Annotated in this window: 15 protein-coding genes and 2 pseudogenes; 6 read left to right on the plus strand and 11 right to left on the minus strand. The window is 40.0% G+C overall.

Features of this window, described 5'->3' with window-relative positions:
• Positions 1 to 58: 58 nt before the first annotated feature.
• The 5 genes from HUK62_RS13080 to HUK62_RS13100 all read right to left on the minus strand — a co-directional run bounded on the left by HUK62_RS13080 (position 59) and on the right by HUK62_RS13100 (position 7,746).
• Complete coding sequence (locus HUK62_RS13080) at positions 59 to 1,483, minus strand: HlyD family type I secretion periplasmic adaptor subunit (protein WP_176538071.1); 1,425 nt, start codon at positions 1,481 to 1,483, stop codon at positions 59 to 61.
• Positions 1,480 to 3,615 carry a type I secretion system permease/ATPase gene (locus HUK62_RS13085; protein WP_176538072.1) on the minus strand — a complete coding sequence of 712 codons (2,136 nt, stop codon included), beginning with the start codon at positions 3,613 to 3,615 and terminating at the stop codon, positions 1,480 to 1,482. Before HUK62_RS13085 ends, HUK62_RS13080 begins: the two co-directional genes overlap by 4 nt.
• A 265-nt stretch (positions 3,616 to 3,880) precedes the next feature.
• The gene (locus HUK62_RS13090; protein ID WP_228723696.1) at positions 3,881 to 5,296 is read right to left on the minus strand and encodes a TolC family outer membrane protein; all 1,416 of its coding nucleotides are present in this window, start codon (positions 5,294 to 5,296) and stop codon (positions 3,881 to 3,883) included.
• A gap of 78 nt (positions 5,297 to 5,374) precedes the next feature.
• A complete protein-coding gene (locus tag HUK62_RS19230; RefSeq protein ID WP_176538073.1) occupies positions 5,375 to 6,811 on the minus strand; it encodes a calcium-binding protein in 1,437 nt (478 codons plus the stop codon).
• A 2-nt stretch (positions 6,812 to 6,813) separates the two neighbouring features.
• A complete protein-coding gene (locus tag HUK62_RS13100; RefSeq protein ID WP_081405714.1) occupies positions 6,814 to 7,746 on the minus strand; it encodes an IS5 family transposase in 933 nt (310 codons plus the stop codon).
• Between the two features lie 356 nt (positions 7,747 to 8,102).
• Between HUK62_RS13100 and HUK62_RS13105 the strand changes: the two genes are divergently transcribed.
• The 5 genes and pseudogenes from HUK62_RS13105 to HUK62_RS13125 all read left to right on the plus strand — a co-directional run.
• Positions 8,103 to 8,423 carry a helix-turn-helix transcriptional regulator gene (locus HUK62_RS13105; RefSeq protein ID WP_176538074.1) on the plus strand — a complete coding sequence of 107 codons (321 nt, stop codon included), beginning with the start codon at positions 8,103 to 8,105 and terminating at the stop codon, positions 8,421 to 8,423.
• Between the two features lie 250 nt (positions 8,424 to 8,673).
• Complete coding sequence (locus HUK62_RS13110) at positions 8,674 to 8,934, plus strand: helix-turn-helix transcriptional regulator (RefSeq protein ID WP_176538075.1); 261 nt, start codon at positions 8,674 to 8,676, stop codon at positions 8,932 to 8,934.
• Complete coding sequence (locus HUK62_RS13115; RefSeq protein WP_176538076.1) at positions 8,931 to 10,157, plus strand: type II toxin-antitoxin system HipA family toxin; 1,227 nt, start codon at positions 8,931 to 8,933, stop codon at positions 10,155 to 10,157. Before HUK62_RS13110 ends, HUK62_RS13115 begins: the two co-directional genes overlap by 4 nt.
• 271 nt (positions 10,158 to 10,428) lie before the next feature.
• A pseudogene (locus tag HUK62_RS13120) lies at positions 10,429 to 10,677 on the plus strand (IS5/IS1182 family transposase); the annotation flags it as partial.
• A gap of 173 nt (positions 10,678 to 10,850) precedes the next feature.
• Positions 10,851 to 10,994 (plus strand): annotated as a pseudogene (locus tag HUK62_RS13125) (DUF559 domain-containing protein); the annotation flags it as partial.
• A gap of 1 nt (position 10,995) precedes the next feature.
• On the opposite strand, the gene HUK62_RS13130 reads toward HUK62_RS13125, so the two are convergent.
• From HUK62_RS13130 to glnA, 6 genes are all read right to left on the minus strand, one after another.
• On the minus strand, positions 10,996 to 11,226 hold the full coding sequence (locus tag HUK62_RS13130) for a hypothetical protein (RefSeq protein ID WP_078425363.1): 231 nt from the start codon (positions 11,224 to 11,226) through the stop codon (positions 10,996 to 10,998).
• Positions 11,227 to 11,325: 99 nt separating this feature from the next.
• Positions 11,326 to 12,666: a lipase family protein gene (locus tag HUK62_RS13135; protein ID WP_176538077.1), complete on the minus strand. Its 1,341-nt coding sequence runs from the start codon at positions 12,664 to 12,666 to the stop codon at positions 11,326 to 11,328.
• 107 nt (positions 12,667 to 12,773) lie between these two features.
• A complete protein-coding gene (gene ubiA / locus HUK62_RS13140) occupies positions 12,774 to 13,655 on the minus strand; it encodes a 4-hydroxybenzoate octaprenyltransferase (protein WP_176538078.1) in 882 nt (293 codons plus the stop codon).
• Complete coding sequence (locus HUK62_RS13145; RefSeq protein WP_010327240.1) at positions 13,652 to 14,137, minus strand: chorismate lyase; 486 nt, start codon at positions 14,135 to 14,137, stop codon at positions 13,652 to 13,654. Before HUK62_RS13145 ends, ubiA begins: the two co-directional genes overlap by 4 nt.
• Before the next feature lie 85 nt (positions 14,138 to 14,222).
• Complete coding sequence (locus HUK62_RS13150; protein WP_004982609.1) at positions 14,223 to 14,498, minus strand: hypothetical protein; 276 nt, start codon at positions 14,496 to 14,498, stop codon at positions 14,223 to 14,225.
• 89 nt (positions 14,499 to 14,587) lie between these two features.
• Positions 14,588 to 16,003 (minus strand): type I glutamate--ammonia ligase, encoded by a 1,416-nt coding sequence (glnA, locus tag HUK62_RS13155; protein ID WP_005400480.1) that lies wholly within the window; start codon positions 16,001 to 16,003, stop codon positions 14,588 to 14,590.
• Between the two features lie 842 nt (positions 16,004 to 16,845).
• Between glnA and HUK62_RS13160 the strand changes: the two genes are divergently transcribed.
• Positions 16,846 to 17,430: an aminodeoxychorismate/anthranilate synthase component II gene (locus HUK62_RS13160; protein WP_218015300.1), complete on the plus strand. Its 585-nt coding sequence runs from the start codon at positions 16,846 to 16,848 to the stop codon at positions 17,428 to 17,430.
• Positions 17,431 to 17,442 lie beyond the last annotated feature (12 nt).

Below are 17,442 nucleotides of genomic sequence, written 5' to 3' on the forward strand. Positions count from 1 at the left end.
CACTTGTTTTTAAGTGAGGACTAAATTAAGGCTTATAGGACGAATTCATAAGGTGTGTTCAGCGGACGCTTACTTTAAGAATTGGTTTAAGCAGATAAGAAAGAATAGTTTTCTTCCCTGTCATAATATCCAATTGAACGGTCATGCCGGGAATCACGGATAATCCTTTACCAAACGTTGGTTTATCAGTCACTGCACGGACAATATAAAACATATTGCCTTTCTCATCGGTAAATGTGTCTGGGCTAATGTGTTTCACCTTCGCATCCATTCCGCCATAAATCGAAAAATCATAGGCGGTAAATTTAATTACCGCAGGTAAGTCTGGACGTACAAATGCAATATCTTTCGGTGACACTTTTGCCTCGACAATCAACTGACCATCCAGCGGTACGATTTCCGCGACCTGATCACTCGGTTTCACCACCCCACCGATGGTGTTAAAGAAAATCTTTTGCACAATGCCATTTGCAGGTGAACGAATATCTGTGGTTTTAACCCGATCTGCAACACCTGAAATACTTTCTTTTAAACTCACCAACTGCGCTTGCGCTTCTGCTAATTCATTGCGCCATTGATTTTTTAAACTGACCGCAGCTTCCGAAGTCCGTGACCGTGCTTCTCCAATCGAGGATTGTGATCCGCGAAGATTCGCCGCCGCTTGCTTACGTTCACCATCTGCATTAGACACATCACGTTCTAAACGTAAAATATCCATTTCAGACACGGCACCCGTATTCAATAAAGGACGAGTAGTATTCAACTCACGAACAGCAATTTGATACGCCCTTTCAGCTTGTCCGAGTGCAGCTTGCGCACGCTGAGATTCTTGTTGTCGAGTTGAAACTGCCCCTTGATTGGTCGTGGTTCTTTGACTTAGTTCACGCAGACTTTCAGCATAATACTGGCTTTCTTGCGCCATAATCATTGCCGCTGCATCAGGTGAAACCCCTTCTGGCACGCTACCTGACGTATAGCTAGAACCACTCACCTGCGCTCTTAAACGTCTAGTTTTGGTTTGCAGGGCAAAAATTTTGGCATTGATTTCATTCAAATTTGAAGTAAAGCGTGTTGGGTCAATACGGATTAATAAATCGCCTTTTTTGACGTGCTCGCCTTCTTGTACATAGACCTTTTCAACCACGCCACCATCAACCGATTGAATCACTTGCATTTGTTGAGATGGAATCACTTTTCCTTCACCGCGGGTAATTTCATCGACTTTGGCAAAACCTGCCCAAAGTAACAGACCGACAAAAGTCACTGCAATGATATAAAGCGTCATTCGAGTCTTGAGCGGTTTTTGTGATTGCGTGACTTCTTTGACCTGACTCTGCCAATCATTTGCATCGGCAGGTTGATATTGTTTAAACAAACGCAAACGCCCTAAAAAAGGATTCATCACCTTTTCAGAGTTTTCGATACTTTTGCCTACGCCTTGAAATAATTTCTCGCGATTGGTTTTGTTTTGTTCTTCGCTCACGACGTTACTCCTGCAGCTTTTTCTTGTTGAGGAAACATCGCTTTCAAGACCGTTTCTTTCTCGCCATTTGCAATGATCTTGCCATCTTCAAGAATGATAATTCGATCGACCAAAGCCAATAAAGCAGGTTTATGCGTGACCAAGATCAATGTGTGTTGGGCTGTCATGTATTGTTTTAAATGATGAATCACATGATTTTCCAATGGTGTGTCCATCGCACTGGTCGGCTCATCAAAAATCAAAATTTTCGCATTTTGAGCAATTGCACGTGCGACTGCGATTGCTTGACGTTGCCCGCCCGACAACTTGTGCCCTCGCTCACCCACTTGCAAAGACAAACCATCTTCATGTGCTTTAAGAATTTGTCCTAAACCTGAAATCACCAAACTTTGTTCTAGTACGGTTCGGCTCACATGCGGATTGCCCAACACAATATTCGACAACACCGTACCATTCAATAAATCAATATCTTGTGGAATATAGCCAATTTGGTTACGTAATTCAGCAGGATCAATCTGTGCAATATTGGTTTGATCAATAAACACCGCGCCTTCAGTTGGGCGATAAAGCGACAGCAATATTTTCTCAATCGAACTTTTACCAGAACCGACTTTACCCAATATTGCGACTTTTTCACCTGCACGAATGGAAAGCGTAATATCTTCCAAAGCCGAACGTGACTCATTCGGATAGCGCAAACTGACATTTTTAAATTCAATATTACCCACTAGATTTGTATGGCTGACCCAACCTTTCAGATTTTCTCGTTCTTGTTCAGCTTCAACTGTTTGGTTCAATAAATTTAATGCGCTTGACGCTTGATAATATTGAGTAAGTAAGCCCGCAACCTGTGCAATCGGTGCTAACGCACGTGTCGAAATCATATAACATGCAATGAGTGCACCTTGCGTTAACTTACCTTCAACGATTAAGTAAACCCCAATAATGATAATGACGACGCCAACTGTTTGTTGAACCCATGAAGCAAAATTCCCTACCGTGCCACCGACAAAACGTAACTTGGCAGAATAATGCACGGTAAAACGTGTCGCTTTTTCCCACAAATTTTGCATACGTCCGTTGGCATTAAAACTCTTAATGGTTTCTTGATTATTTAAAGTTTCAATCAACAAGGCTTGACGTTGTTGCGAAGCTTCTGCCATTGCGTCAGATAATTTTTTCAAATTGACATGCACTGACAATGCGTACAATAAAATAATTAATGCTGCAATGAGCAGCGGAATCACAAATACCCATGAAATAATAGAAATGACCGCAAGGAACAACACAAAAAATGGCAAATCGACTAAGGAAACAACGGTCAATGAACTGGTAAATGAACGAATCGATTCATAGGATTGAATATTCGATGCCGTCATACCCACCGACATATTATTCTGTTCCATGCGACGACCGAGCACTTTTTCCATAATATAGGCAGATAATTTATTGTCGGCACGTGTCGCAGCTAAATCGACAAAATAACTCCGTCCTAACTTTAAAACAAAATCGGCGCTAATAATAATCATGATGCCAATTACCAATACCCACAAAGTATCTAAGGCATGGTTCGGCACAACTCGATCATAAACGTTCATCACAAAAAATGGAGAACAGAGCGCAAAAATATTGACGAATAATGCGCCAAGTAAAATATCTTTATAAATTGAACGATGTTCACGAATCACACGCCAAAACCAGTGCTGCTGATTTTTTTCCATTTTCAATTTGTTATCGACAATAAATTGACGTTGCTGAAGATAAATCACTGAACCGACATACTGCTCTTGCAATTCTGCAATAGGTATTTGCTTCACTGTATCGGCTGATTCAGGAAAATAAACGGTTGCTAGTTGCTGCTCATGATCAATTCGATACAACACACAGGCAGTATTATTTTTTAACAATAAAATTGCAGGAAACACAAAATGATTTAACTGCGTTAAACCTTGCTGCACCATATTACTACTCAAACTAACACGATCGGCAGCACGCGAAACAAAGTTAGGAATGAGCAAGCCATTGGGCAAAGGCAAGCCAGAAAGTAGCCCTTCTTGGGTAATACTTACCTCATAATCTTTAGCCACCCGAATGAGGCATAATGCTAAAGGGTCAAATATTTGTGTTGTCACTTATTCACCATGGGTCAAAATGCATTTTGATTTTTTGAACTAAAACTTGCTATTAATAGACCTCTCTCATAAGTTTTTAAACCCCACTTGCGGAATATATTCCTCATCCCCCTTTTTAAGGGGGAACTATAGGTGGTTATGAAAGAGGTCTAATTAATGTATTGCTTCCAATTGTTCAATAACAAGAACTTCTCTTATATAAAATGTATATTTACAAGTAAAAATAGGGCACACGTTGCACCCTATTTTTCATTTCATACTTTCATTATTCAGCGACTTGTGCTTGAACAGTTGCAGAACACATATTCGCAGCATTAATTTCACGCTGACTCACGTCTGATACAGCAGGTAAATTATCACGTTGAATACCGAGTGCAGGCAACAATTGACCAGTGCTATACAGTGTTTGGAATTGTGCAACTTTCAAGTCGTATTGCGTAGTGACATAAGCACGATTGGCTTGAAATGCTTCGTTTTCTGAGTCAAGAACGTCAAGTAATGTACGACGGCCAATATCAAACTGATCATTATAAGCTTTTACAACTGAAGCAGATTCATCACGATGACGCTGTAACCATTGCAACTGACTGCTATAGTTATTCACGTTGTTATAAGCCACGGTAGAAGTTTGGCGAATATCGACACATGCTTTGTTTTTTAAATCATCGGATAATGAAACACGTGCATTGGCAGCATTCATGGCTGCTCTGTCTGCAAAACCATTAAATAGATTGTAGTTGAGTCTTAATTCAACTGCACTATCTTGCCCATATTTATCGTTATCAGGATTGCTACGCTCATCAAAACTATTACGGTTTTGATATAAACCAGTACGCGCCACAAACGACAGTTTCGGGTACATATTGGCTTTGAATTCTTGCGCACTTGCACGTGCATATTGCATTTCACTTAACGCAGCTTTTAGGCTGTTGTTATTGTTATAAGCAGAAGCAATCACTTCTTGTGCACTGTTCGGAAGTGCCACATTCACACTTACTGGCGAAAGATTATTACTTGGCTCAACACCCACAATTCGTGCAAAACGTGCAGATACATCATTCAAATTGGCTTGTTCAGTCATCAAGTTGGTTTGTGCAAGCGATAAACGACCAGTAATTTGAGACAAATCGGCTTTATTACCTACACCCTGATTAGTACGTTGTAAGACTTGATTATACACACGTTGATGATTTGCAAAATTTCCTTCTGCCAAACGTACCAATTCGCGATAACGTTGCACATCTAAATACGCTTGCGTTGCTTCAAAAGCTTTTTGTTCGACACCAGCATTTAAATCATAATAGCGCTTTAATGCAGCATAATCGCCTTGTTCAACTTTGCTCTTAATGCGAAAACCATCGAACAAAACTTGCGTTAATGCAATTTCTGCCTGACCTTGATTGAACCAACCACGATCGCCATCGAATTCACGGTTACCTTTGCCGTACGCTGCATTCAAATCTAAGGACGGTAAGTATCCAGCACGTGCTTGTTTTTGATTTGCTGTTGCTTCAAGGAAGCTAAACCATTGAGTTTGTACTTCAGGATTATTTTCAATGGCGGTTTTAGTGACAGATGTTAAGTCTGCTGCTGAAACATTCATCGCTGCAGTTGCTGCAATCAGCATTGCGATTTTAGTTAATGCTAGTTTTTTCAGAGGTTTACCCTCGTTTAGAATCATGTTGTATTTGTCCAATGCTGTCATCTATATTTGAAAAAGCAAATAGAGGGTGAAATTGATTTCACCCTCTCTTGACGTTTATGTTGTTTGGAAGTTCGTTTTAGTGATCATGTCATTTAAGGCAGTGAATGTTTGGCCTTCTACCACAATGTTGACACTTATCGTGTCCGCGGCGTTATGAATATCGATTGTGCTGCCAGTTACGGTCACAAATTGGCTCAAAGTTCCCATATTGCCATCCCAGCCAAGTGCATCAAGCAAAGCTTTAGCGTCAACTTTGTCGCCTTGAGCAAGGTTAAAGTCTTTGATAATGTCTGTAGAGCCATCAGCATCATTGGTACCATTGGTTACGAGATTACCTGTCGTCGTATTTAGCGATTTACCCCAAACAAAGGTATCTGCGCCTGTACCACCAAACAGAATATCGTTTCCAGCACCGCCAATCAGAATATCTGCACCACCTTGACCATACAAAATGTCATTACCCATACCGCCATCTAGCACGTCATTTCCACCGCGTGTATCTGCTGTGGCATTAAAACGACTGATGCCCGTTGTCGTATTCGATTCCGCTTTGATGTAGTTATACAAATCAATAGCTTGCACACCTAAACCTGCGTTCACCAAGGTATAATCAGATGGACTGCGACTTAAATACTCTTTTAATGCTTCCATACCTGAACCATCTGCATCTGGTGAATTTGCAGCATTATGGTTACGAGCTGGACCAGTCGCCCACTCAAGCCAATCGGTATTGATGGTATCACCAAACATGACATCATTACCTTTACCACCGTAGAGAACATCATCACCGACAACATACGGCATTGCAGATAGACCACCTACTTTCAGTGTATATTGCAACTGTTCTTGGGTCATCACAATGTCTGGATTACCACCCTGAGCTATGATGGTGTCACCACCTGCACTGGTATTCCACTGGATATTATCAACACGAGCTTCATAGTTTGCTGCACCATTTTTATCTTCAACTTCAAAGACAAAACGATAGTCACCTGTACTACGGATAATGCCTGTTTGCATGATCAAAGTACCAGCATTGTCTTTTCCTGCCACATTCGAACCTACCTCAACAGTTTGCCATACACCATTGATCAGTTTTTGCAAGTTCCAGGTAAAACTGTCACCAGCCACCCAATTCTGATTAGTATATTGGAAAGAGATAAACGAGTTACCTGCTTTAGTTGCATCAACAGTGATGGTTGGTCCAGTATAGACAGCTGCAACATCATTATTCGCAACCGTATCCTTCAAAACCAGACGATTATTACTTGAAGCAAATGCTGTCACCACTGCATCACTATTGCTCGCAGTCCAGCTACTACGGCTATTGATACCCGTATCGTTGCCAAACCTTGCTATGTCATCGACCGTTGGTGCGCTACCACGTCGGTCAATGGTAATCTGACTGGTTGAACCTGTAACAGGATCCGTGTTGTCAAACGGCTTTGTTGCACAAAGATTTGAAATGCAAAGCGCCCCTAATTGAGCCAAATTTAAGGCGTAACTTGGGTAAGTGGTCGACCTAATTCCGTAAATCTGTTAAGGACTGCTACACGTGCATGGATTTCATTCACTTGGCTATCAAAACTCCTTGCGCTGAGTTTATCTCCTAATAATTTGATGCAATGCATCTTAGTTTCAACCAAACTTCGACGATGATAGCCTGACCATTTTTTCCATAGTGTCCTGCCTAAACGTTTAATTGTTCGAAGTAATTCATTTCGCTCTAGCGAGCTACTCTTTGTATCTTTCCATGGTTTCGCATTTTTTCTAGGTGGAATCACCGCATGCCCTTGCCGATCTGCAATGACCTGACGGCATTGCTTGGTGTCATAAGCTCCATCGGTATAAACAGAGTCAATCCGCTCATCTTGTGGAATCTGATTAAGTAAATCACCAAGCACCTGTGAATCACTGACATTATTGGTTGTAAGCTGAACTGCTCGTATTTGCAGGGTTTTAGCATCTATACCAATATGAAGTTTACGCCATTGGCGACGATATTCAGGTCCATGTTTCTTGCGTTTCCATTCGCCCTCACCTAGAAACTTCATGCCTGTAGAGTCCATGAGTAGATGCAGCCCATCGCTACTTTTTTGGTAGCTGATTACAATATCAATATGCTTTTGTCTTCTACAAAGCGTGGTGTAATCTGGAGCTATCCAATTTAATCCGCAAAGTTTAATCAGACTTTGCACAAAGCCAGTGACCATACGTAAAGACAGACGGAATAAGGATTTAATCATTAAGCAGCATTGGATGGCTGCGTCGGAGTAGGTTTGATTTCGCCCTTGTTTGCCTTTTGATGGCGCATACCATTGCGTAGCAGGATCAAACCAAATGGCAATATTTCCGCGACTCATGAGTGCTCGGTTATATGCGGGCCAATTGGTTGTGCGGTAGATTTTGTGTGTAGGCTTCTTCATTTGAAAATTATATCGCTGAAAAACCCTTTACAGATAGGTTTGTGCAACAAAGCCAGTAAAATGTGAAAAAAATCACTATAAAAAGGTAGAGTATATTTTGACATGGATAAGCACAATTAAAGCAAAAGAGAGTTGATGACCTTAGTGTTGAACTGTATATAGAATCATAACTGTAACAATTGGTAGAGGATCAAAAATAGGCGCTTGAGATCAATGCAGATCTGGCAAGCTTGTTCAAAAGTTACCATCGAGCAATGCAAGGTAGACTTCTTGATTTCACAATACTAAGGAATCCTTAGTAATAACTCAAGTTGAAACTAAGAAAATCTTAGTTTTAAGGTGGGTGCTTATGTTTAATGCCAACACATAATTTAAATGTTTTTGCCTTACGTCTTCGTATAGCGCGCAAAGCAAAAAAACTTTCACAAGAGCGCTTAGGGATCTTGGCTGGAATTGATGAATCTTCTGCTAGTGCACGTATGAATCAGTATGAACGTGGAAAACATGTTCCTGATTTTTTAATGGCTTCCAAGATTGCAGAAATTTTAGATTTACCAACAGCATATTTTTATGTAGAAAACGATTTATTGGCAGAAATAATACAAGTTAGTCATACTTTAAGTAATGAGCAGAGGTTAGAAGTTCTACGATTTATTAAAGACTTACAAAAGTTTTGAATCTTATATCTTTCTTCTTGGATAAGATGAGTATAGTTCATGATCTAACTTTGACTTCGGTCTGGCGGAGGCAAAATGCTAGCTCATCTTGCCTGCTTCCTACGATTTAATCTCTGTTGTACTTTATTTTTAGATTTAAGTAATCAAAAAAGCAGAATAATATTACTTTAATTTGTTAGCTAAATGGATAACTTCATATATTAAATATATCATATTAGCTATATAGCTAATACATTGTGATCAAGTTGATATGGCGAGTAGAGTAGAAATTGGGAAAAAAATTCGTATAGAACGAAGAACCCTTGGCTATACACAGCAAAAACTATCCGAATTGATTCGAATTAATAAAACTACAATCTCTGAGATCGAGAATGGACGTTTTACGGGTTCTTTTGACATATTTGAACGTGTACTTGATGCAGTCGGTCTACAGTTTGATGTATCTCCAAAGCGACATTTACTGCCTCATTGGGATGAGATTGAAGATATGTTTGCTGAGGATGATGAGTGAATATACAGACTACTCTTCCTGCCAAAATTAACAATATCACGGTGTGTGCCAATCAAACTGAATTAGGTGTCTTAACCTATGGTTCAGTTCACCATTATCAGCCAATACAAGAAAAACAGCATGTGTCACTTACCATGACTCAGAAAGGTATGGATGGTTATTCTTCAAGCCCGCTCCATCCAATATTTGCGCAGAATCTTCCAGAAGGCTTTAATCGACGGTTGATTACTGAAAAGCTAGCAAGATATGCCAAGGTCAATGATATATATTTATTGGCACTACAAGGTGATCAAGGTATCGGAATACTCTCATACAAAAGTGAGTTAAATTTACCCGATGTAGAATCTTTGAACTTAAGCGCAATCCTATCCTACCTTAGTAAAGAGCCCCTTTTCCCACAACTCTTAGAAAAATACTATCTCAGGACTTCATTGGCTGGGATGCAGCCGAAGGTAAGCATTCTGAATGCAAATATTGTTCAATCGGATAGCACAGTTCAGCAAAGGGATTTAATTGTGAAGTCTTTTGATTCTGAATTTCCATTACTCACAGTCAATGAGTTTGTTTGTATGCAGGCTGCACGGCAGTGTGGCCTTGAACCTCCAGAAACCTATTTATCTGAAAATTTAGAAACATATGTCATAGAACGGTTTGATAAGTCCTACGATGGGACAAAATTCGGCTATGAGGACTTTACAACACTGATGAAAAAGGCAAATGATCCAAGTGCAAAATATGCGAGTAGCTATGAAACTTTGCTGAAAGCAACTTATCTATATACGGGTAGCGTAGCTGAAGTTGAAAAAATGTATAAATACATTGTATTCAACTGCTTAATCGGTAATGGAGACGCAAATCTTAAAAACTTTGCTTTGCAATATTCCTCAGATATGAAGAACATTTTTGTTTCTCCACCTTTCGATATAACGCATACACTCATTTACAAATCAATTGATCATAAAATGGCACTCAAACTGGCGGGGAGTAAAGCATTTCCTGATCTTACACATCTCATGAAATTGGCTGAAAGTGACCAATTCAGAATCAGAAATCCCAAAGCAATCATAGAATTCTTGAGCGAAAATATATTGGACTATCTTCGCACTTCAAATGAGGTTCAACTATTTGATGGTTTACGAACATCGATTGAATGTTCAATTTCAAATATTATGGCGGCAAGCCATGTCGCCCAAAGTTATCGCGATAATAAAAATCTCGGTTAAGACATATCAATCCATCAATTGGGAAATTATATGGCTAATTACAAGCTGTTCAATGCACTAGTTAAGTTTTAATATTAGTCAATCCGATTTATTTTCATTCTTATTCCCATAGCGACATGATCCCTATTAATGAAATCTGGCTCTCTACCCCGCCTATGGACATGCGGCTAGTATGAATACTGCTATTGCTCGGGTGCTGAGAGACTTTGGCTATAATAACCACATTACGCCTACCTGGTCTGTAACAAACTATAAAGCTTTGGAAGGATAAAAAGTTCATTCTCAGGAGCGAAATGAATTACTTCGAATAGTTAAAAGTCTAGACAGAATACTATGGAAAAAATGGTCAGGCTATTATCGTCGGAGTTTGATGGAAACCAAAATATATTGCATCAAATTATTATGCAATAAATTACAGCGAGAAATTTTCCTAGTCAGGTAAATGTGATTCATGCACGTGCGTCACGTGTTAAATAGATTGACGGAATCAGGTCGCCCTTATAGCCAAGTTGTCACTTAAACTTAGATAACTTGGGAAAGATTTAGCTTTTGAATGTTTGTGCCACAAAACCTATCAAAGTTAAGACTTTAAGGAGTGAAATTTATTCATTAAATTTACTCTCTTTTCTACCATGTAATTTTATTTGAAATTTACTGTTCTATTTGACAACTAATTATGAAATTAGGAAAACTTCCCATATCGGCAAAGAACAAGAAGATGCAGAACGTGATGCCATGCTCAATGAAGCAGGTTACATCGTTCTGCGTTTTACAGAAATTCCAAGCATTCGCCAACTGCACAAACACATTGGTATCACGCCCGCAATGCGTGCTTGAATTATTTTGAGATCGCGCTGCTCGCTTCCTGCTGTGTGAATTGCTTTTCGGCAGCCAATTTTTCTTGAATACGCTGCTGTTGTTCTTCCTTAATACGCTGATATTCCGCTTGGTTTTTTGCATCGCTTTTTACCGCTAAAAAAGCAATCCCTAAAATAAGCAATGGAATCACAATACCAAGACTCGCCAAAAACATCACTTTCGGCGTTAGTTTTTTAGTTGATTTCGTCATAGCCAGCCTATTTCCAATATCTAGATTTTGATGGGCCAATACTATAACAAAAAAAGAGCCTCAATCATGAGGCTCTGTCTTCAGTTTAAATGGTTAATTTTATGTCGGCGCTATACCTGTACAATTTTCATTGGTGCTAGCATCTTTTTGTGCATCAGTTAACACAATACCCGTACCCGCAGACATGTAGGTCTGAATAAAGTCTACTGCCTCTGCATTCCGACAAACTATAGCTTGGGTATGAGATGCACCTATAACGGGATCAAGCGTGATATTTGGCGAACCCAATGTTTTCAAGTTTGCAACCAATGCTTGCGTAATTGGATAGGGTACATTTGTATCTGCTGTGCCTTGTATTACATAGACTGGTTTATCAATTCGTTTAGTCCCAGGCTGACTACTGATTAAGAAGTTTTTTACGGTTTCATTGGTCGCAAACACACTAGTATCTAAACCAGGATAATCCATGACTTTTTTATCAAGATTTGCTGTCATAAACTGAATAATATCGTCTTTAAACTTATTAATTAAGCTTAGACTTGGGTCATTATCATTGTCTAAACACAGACCATTATCCCCTGTTGAACCTTCTGCAAACTCAGCCAAAGATTTGGCACGTGATTGGAAAATATCTTGATAACTAAATCGCGGCTCATAAGCTTTAATACCTACCCCTGTTAATGCTGCATAAGCCAATAAAGTTGCATAAGAATCAACAGAAGTACGTGCAGCTAGTGGGATATTATATTGTATTTCCTGCGCCTCAATGCTAGACAAGGCAGCTGGTGCAACCTCTAAAATAATTTTACCCAAACTCGAAGCTGGCGCACCCGCCACAGCACCTTTATAGGTTGCATCTGTATTTGCATATTCTGCGGTCGCTAACGAGGCATGTCCACCCTGGGATTGTCCTGCCGACATCCACGCACCATTCAACTGCTTACCATAATGATCTTTTGCCGCTTGTACAGCTGAAAGCGCTGACTTCGCAGCACTAGATAAGTTTAAATATGGATGAATCCCTGGCGTGCCCAAACCTTCATAATCTGGAGCAATAACCACATAGCCAGCAGCCAGTAGACTGTCTGCTAAAATTTTAAAACGCGGGTGAATCATATTATTACTTGGTGCACAACTATCACCAACCCCAACCGTACCGTGCTCCCAAACCACTACGCGATAACCATCTGTAGGCGGTGCTACTTTAGGGAACATTACCAGCGCCGTTGCTTTTGCGGTCTGACCTTTAACATTTTCCATGTTATACGTCATTACCTTAATAGAAGCTGCAGTGGTTAATGTGTCTTCTGAATAGGCACTTTCAGAAACATAGGTCTGTTTTTGATTTGAAGCGGGCGAATCATCATCGTCATTACAAGCAGTTAAAGACAGCATTGAAACGGCAACTGTAAGGGCTAATGCTATTTTCGAGCGTTTCATAAAATATACTTTTATTCATTGTTTTTTTAAGCATGAAACTACATGCCGTTTTATTAAGACATAATAAAAGCGCCCTGTATAGGACGCTTCTCAACCAAACAATCACTTTAAATAATTAATTCTAAAAAGATTCCAGTAAAAATAATGAATCCCACCCAACGATTGTGACGGAATGCCCAAAAACAATACTGTGGATCTCTATCTTTGGTTTTTGACCATTGATAAATAAAATCAGCCACTACCACAAGCAATGCGATTAAACCCAATGGCATCAATAAATTTTCAAGGTAAAGCGCCGCACCGATCAAAACGACACTCATCGCCTGTAAAAGTGCAATGATTTGAATATCAAAACGACCGAATAAAATGGCTGTCGACTTCACCCCAATTTTTAAATCATATTCACGGTCGGTAATCGCATATTGAGTATCGTATGCCACAGTCCAAGCCAGATTGCCGAAATACAGCAACCAACAGGTTAAATCTAATGGCTTACCCATGGCCGTAAATGACATCGGAATTCCCCACGAAAAAGCCATGCCCAAAACAACCTGAGGCAAATGGGTATAGCGCTTCATGAAAGGATATATAAATGCGAGAAAAAGCCCGCCTAAAGCACAATAAAACGTTTCAATCGGCAGAAACAACAACATACAAGCACTGGCAAATACTAAAGCTAGAAACACATAAATGGCTTCTTTGGCCGTGATAATCCCTGTTGCTAAAGGCCGCGTTTTCGTACGCTCTACATGTGCATCGACCTTACGATCAGCAAAATCATTAATTGCACACCCAGCCGCACGCATAAATATTGTGCCAAGTACCATCGGAATCAGAATACCCATTGGCGGTATGCCCTCTGCTGCAATCCATAGTGCCCACATGGTAGGCCAGAACACCAATTCTGTGCCAACAGGCTTATCAAAACGACATAAATAATAATAGGCTTCTAAACGTTCACGCCAAGTAATTTGATGCGCAGTTGTCATGACTGTCCTTCAGATGCTGAATTCTGCTTTTGCAAAAATTGCTCAAAACTCGCTAAAAAAGTTTCTTGAACAATAAACTTGCAGCCGTGCCAAGTATAACAGCTCTGTCTGGTCCAACCATCTTCTAGCCAAATCACACGACGTTCACATGCTGGATTGGTGCGCTGAAACAAGAACCAACCAATCGGTTTTTTACCAATATGTTTAAAAAGCCGTGCGCGGCCTTGCAAACTTAAGATCGGGAAAATGCTTTTGGCTTTGACCCAAGGCTCTGCATCACTGCCATATAAAAAGCTTTCTCGTACCCATGACGTATGCTGAAACGGCATGCCCATCCATTTTGCATCGATAAACTGAAGACGCTGAAAATGTTCTTTGGTCGGTTGAACCCTAAATGCTCCATCAGCCAAATCCGTCAGTTGCTGAGTAAGTGAACCTGAAGCATATAACCATGTTTTCAGTTCAGCTGGAATCTGCTGCATAAACCTACCTGTACCATTGATTTACTGTGCACTTAAACGCTTTTTGAGTTATGAAGAATGTATTATTCAATTGCAAGATCAATCTTTAACAATTATCTGTTTTTGCAATGGTTTCAAATTTACCTTGCGGAGTTTTCACCAAAATAAAACCTTCAGCACTCAAGTAAAAACTTTGAGGATAATCATAATCCAGTGCTAACTCTGGGCTTTTCAATGCAACAAATTCTGCCTGCTTGTAACCTTCAGGGGTGCGACCAACTTCAATATAAGTCACCATCGAAAAATTTAGCTTAAATCCTTTGTCGTGATCTTTAGGGTCAATCCACGGATAAAAACTGGTGTGCTTCTTACGCTGTGCCATTGCTCTCATCAATTTTTTTCAAGTTAAACAGATGATACAAAAAAACCCGCGACTAGCGCGGGTTTTTTACAGTGAAATTCAGTTCAGAATTACAAGCTGTAGTACATATCAAATTCAACTGGGTGAGTTGTCGTGTTCAAACGACGCACTTCTTCAGTTTTAAGTTCGATATATGCATCAAGCATTTCTTTAGTGAATACACCACCTTTAAGAAGGAACTCATGATCCGCTTGAAGCGCTTCAAGAGCCATATCTAGGCTGTGAGCAACTGTAGGGATTTTCGCTTCTTCTTCAGGAGGAAGGTCGTATAAGTTTTTGTCAGCTGCTTCACCTGGGTGAATCTTGTTTTGGATACCATCAAGACCCGCCATTAACAATGCAGCGAAACCTAAGTACGGGTTCATCATTGGATCTGGGAAGCGAGCTTCGATACGTTTGCCTTTAGGGCTAGAAACGTAAGGAATACGGATAGAAGCAGAACGGTTACGTGCTGAGTAAGCCAACATAATCGGTGCTTCGAAGTGCGGAACTAAACGCTTGTACGAGTTTGTAGATGGGTTCGTAATTGCGTTCAATGCACGAGCGTGTTTAATTACACCACCGATGAAGTAAAGCGCCATTTCTGAAAGACCAGCGTATTCATCACCAGCAAACAAGTTCTTGCCATCTTTAGAGATTGACATGTGAACGTGCATACCAGAACCATTATCACCAACCATTGGCTTAGGCATGAAAGTCGCAGTTTTTGCGTATTGGTGCGCAACGTTCCAAACAGCATATTTGAACTGTTGTACTTCGTCTGCTTTACGAACCATTGTGTTGAAGCTTACACCAATTTCTAATTGGCAAGATGCAACTTCGTGGTGATGTACTTCTACACGACCTGGGCCCATGATGTCTTCAATACGCGCACACATATCAGCACGCATGTCATGCGAAGAATCAACTGGAGGAACTGGGAAGTAACCGCCTTTAACACGTGGACGGTGACCAGAGTTTCCGCCTTCGTAGTCTTTGTTTGTTGACCAAGCAGCTTCTTCAGCAATCAATGTATGGCGCGCGCCAGACATATCAATTTCCCATTTTACTTCGTCAAATACGAAGAATTCTGGTTCTGGACCAAAGAATGCAGTATCACCAATACCTGTCGATTTTAGGTATTCTTCAGCACGGCGAGCAATCGAACGCGGGTCACGGTCATAACCTTGACCTGTTGATGGCTCAATAACGTCACAAGTAACAACTACTGTCGGCTCAGCGAAGAACGGGTCGATAAAACCAGTTGCAGCATCTGGACGTAAGATCATGTCAGATGCTTCAATGCCTTTCCAACCAGCAATAGAAGAACCATCAAACATTTTACCGTCTTCAAAAGTATCTTCGTCGATAGTATCTGCTGGGTAAGTTACGTGTTGTTCTTTACCCTTAGTATCCGTAAAACGGAAATCGACCCATTTTGCGCCACTTTCTTGGATGAGTTGTAGGACCTTGTTCGCCATGCTCATTTTGCTCCGATGAATTTTTGTTGCACTCTTTAGTGCGTGTTAGTAGTTGGTTGTTCTAAAGCAATTACCGTACCAACTTTAAAAAGCTTAGCTAAAATATTGAATTCATTATCAGAATAACAGTTTTAAGCTGTTTGCTTTGGCTCTATTATACTGAGCTAAAAAGTAAATGCACCATATTCAAGCATGCTTCTTCACATTTAATCTAAAAGATTTTGAGTATGGATCATAATGGTGCATTTTTAAATTTCACGGGTCGATTTACACCCGTTTTTTATAAATTAGAGCGCTTTTTAAGCTGTTATTTTCGCCTTGATTTGACTTCCACACTTCATATCACGGCGAGCGATATACCTGAAATCAAATATAAGCAGCGTAATTAACTGTTTTTATTTGATTTTTAAAAAATAAAAAACCTTTCCTTTCAAACTAAATATAAAGCCGACATCTCAGATGTAAGCAAGCAAAAAAATATGCTCTGTTTTGGTGATATTAGAGGAGTTTTTGGCTCACGGCATTAAGAGATATTCTTTTATATTCCTTGAATGTGCATGCTTCATGACATTTACACATAGTCCACGAGGTTTCTCGTTAGAATTTGAATCTGAGATATTCATAAACTCTATATCAGTTAGTAACAAAACCCATTGTAATTTTTAGACCCACTAAAAAATGTCACGCCCTAACTGGGTATTTTTTGCTATGATAATTTCGGTTTTGTGCCTCCATTCAAGTCATTGAATGAGAAAAATAATTTACTTATAGCTTTATAATGTAATCGCACGAATACCATAGGACTCTTCAAGCACATTTATGTGCATAAATTTCAATAGGTTAAGCTCATGCTTTTGATGATCCACAACTATGACTCTTTTACATACAACATCGTCCAGTATTTTGGCGAGTTAAATCAAGAAGTAAAAGTAGTACGTAATGATGCCGTGACATTGGAAGATATTGAGCGATGGCAACCTAAGTATCTTGTGATTGGCCCTGGTCCATGCTCACCTTCGGAAGCAGGAATTTCTATTCCAGCCATTCAGCATTTTGCTGGAAAAATTCCATTATTAGGGGTGTGCTTAGGACATCAGGCTATTGGTCAAGCATTTGGCGGTGAAATCATTCGTGCCAAAAAAGTGATGCATGGGCGTTTGTCTGACATGCACCACTCGAATAAAGGCATTTTTAGCAACCTCCCTTCTCCGTTTTCAGCAACGCGTTATCACTCACTGGTGATTGATCAAGAAAGCTTGCCTGAATGCTTAGAAGTGACTTGCTGGACCAATGAAGCTGACGGCTCAATTGAAGAAATCATGGGTGTAAAGCATAAGACGCTTGCCGTTGAAGGCGTGCAATTTCACCCTGAATCAATCTTGAGTCAGCATGGCCATCAAATCTTTAAGAACTTTTTAGAAATTTACGCATAAATGAGTGCAGTG

Source organism: Acinetobacter sp. NEB 394 (genome assembly GCF_013374795.1).
In the GTDB taxonomy this organism is placed as follows: domain Bacteria; phylum Pseudomonadota; class Gammaproteobacteria; order Pseudomonadales; family Moraxellaceae; genus Acinetobacter; species Acinetobacter johnsonii.

Excerpts from the sequence above, each read along its gene's own strand:
- HUK62_RS13090 (WP_228723696.1), bottom strand. The coding sequence starts at position 5,296 with ATGATTCTAAACGAGGGTAAACCTCTGAAAAAACTAGCATTAACTAAA.
- HUK62_RS13100 (WP_081405714.1), bottom strand. The coding sequence starts at position 7,746 with ATGAAGAAGCCTACACACAAAATCTACCGCACAACCAATTGGCCCGCA.
- HUK62_RS13105 (WP_176538074.1), top strand. The coding sequence starts at position 8,103 with ATGCCAACACATAATTTAAATGTTTTTGCCTTACGTCTTCGTATAGCG.
- HUK62_RS13110 (WP_176538075.1), top strand. The coding sequence starts at position 8,674 with ATGGCGAGTAGAGTAGAAATTGGGAAAAAAATTCGTATAGAACGAAGA.
- HUK62_RS13130 (WP_078425363.1), bottom strand. The coding sequence starts at position 11,226 with ATGACGAAATCAACTAAAAAACTAACGCCGAAAGTGATGTTTTTGGCG.
- HUK62_RS13135 (WP_176538077.1), bottom strand. The coding sequence starts at position 12,666 with ATGAAACGCTCGAAAATAGCATTAGCCCTTACAGTTGCCGTTTCAATG.
- ubiA (WP_176538078.1), bottom strand. The coding sequence starts at position 13,655 with ATGACAACTGCGCATCAAATTACTTGGCGTGAACGTTTAGAAGCCTAT.
- HUK62_RS13145 (WP_010327240.1), bottom strand. The coding sequence starts at position 14,137 with ATGCAGCAGATTCCAGCTGAACTGAAAACATGGTTATATGCTTCAGGT.
- HUK62_RS13150 (WP_004982609.1), bottom strand. The coding sequence starts at position 14,498 with ATGGCACAGCGTAAGAAGCACACCAGTTTTTATCCGTGGATTGACCCT.
- glnA (WP_005400480.1), bottom strand. The coding sequence starts at position 16,003 with ATGAGCATGGCGAACAAGGTCCTACAACTCATCCAAGAAAGTGGCGCA.
- HUK62_RS13160 (WP_218015300.1), top strand. The coding sequence starts at position 16,846 with ATGCTTTTGATGATCCACAACTATGACTCTTTTACATACAACATCGTC.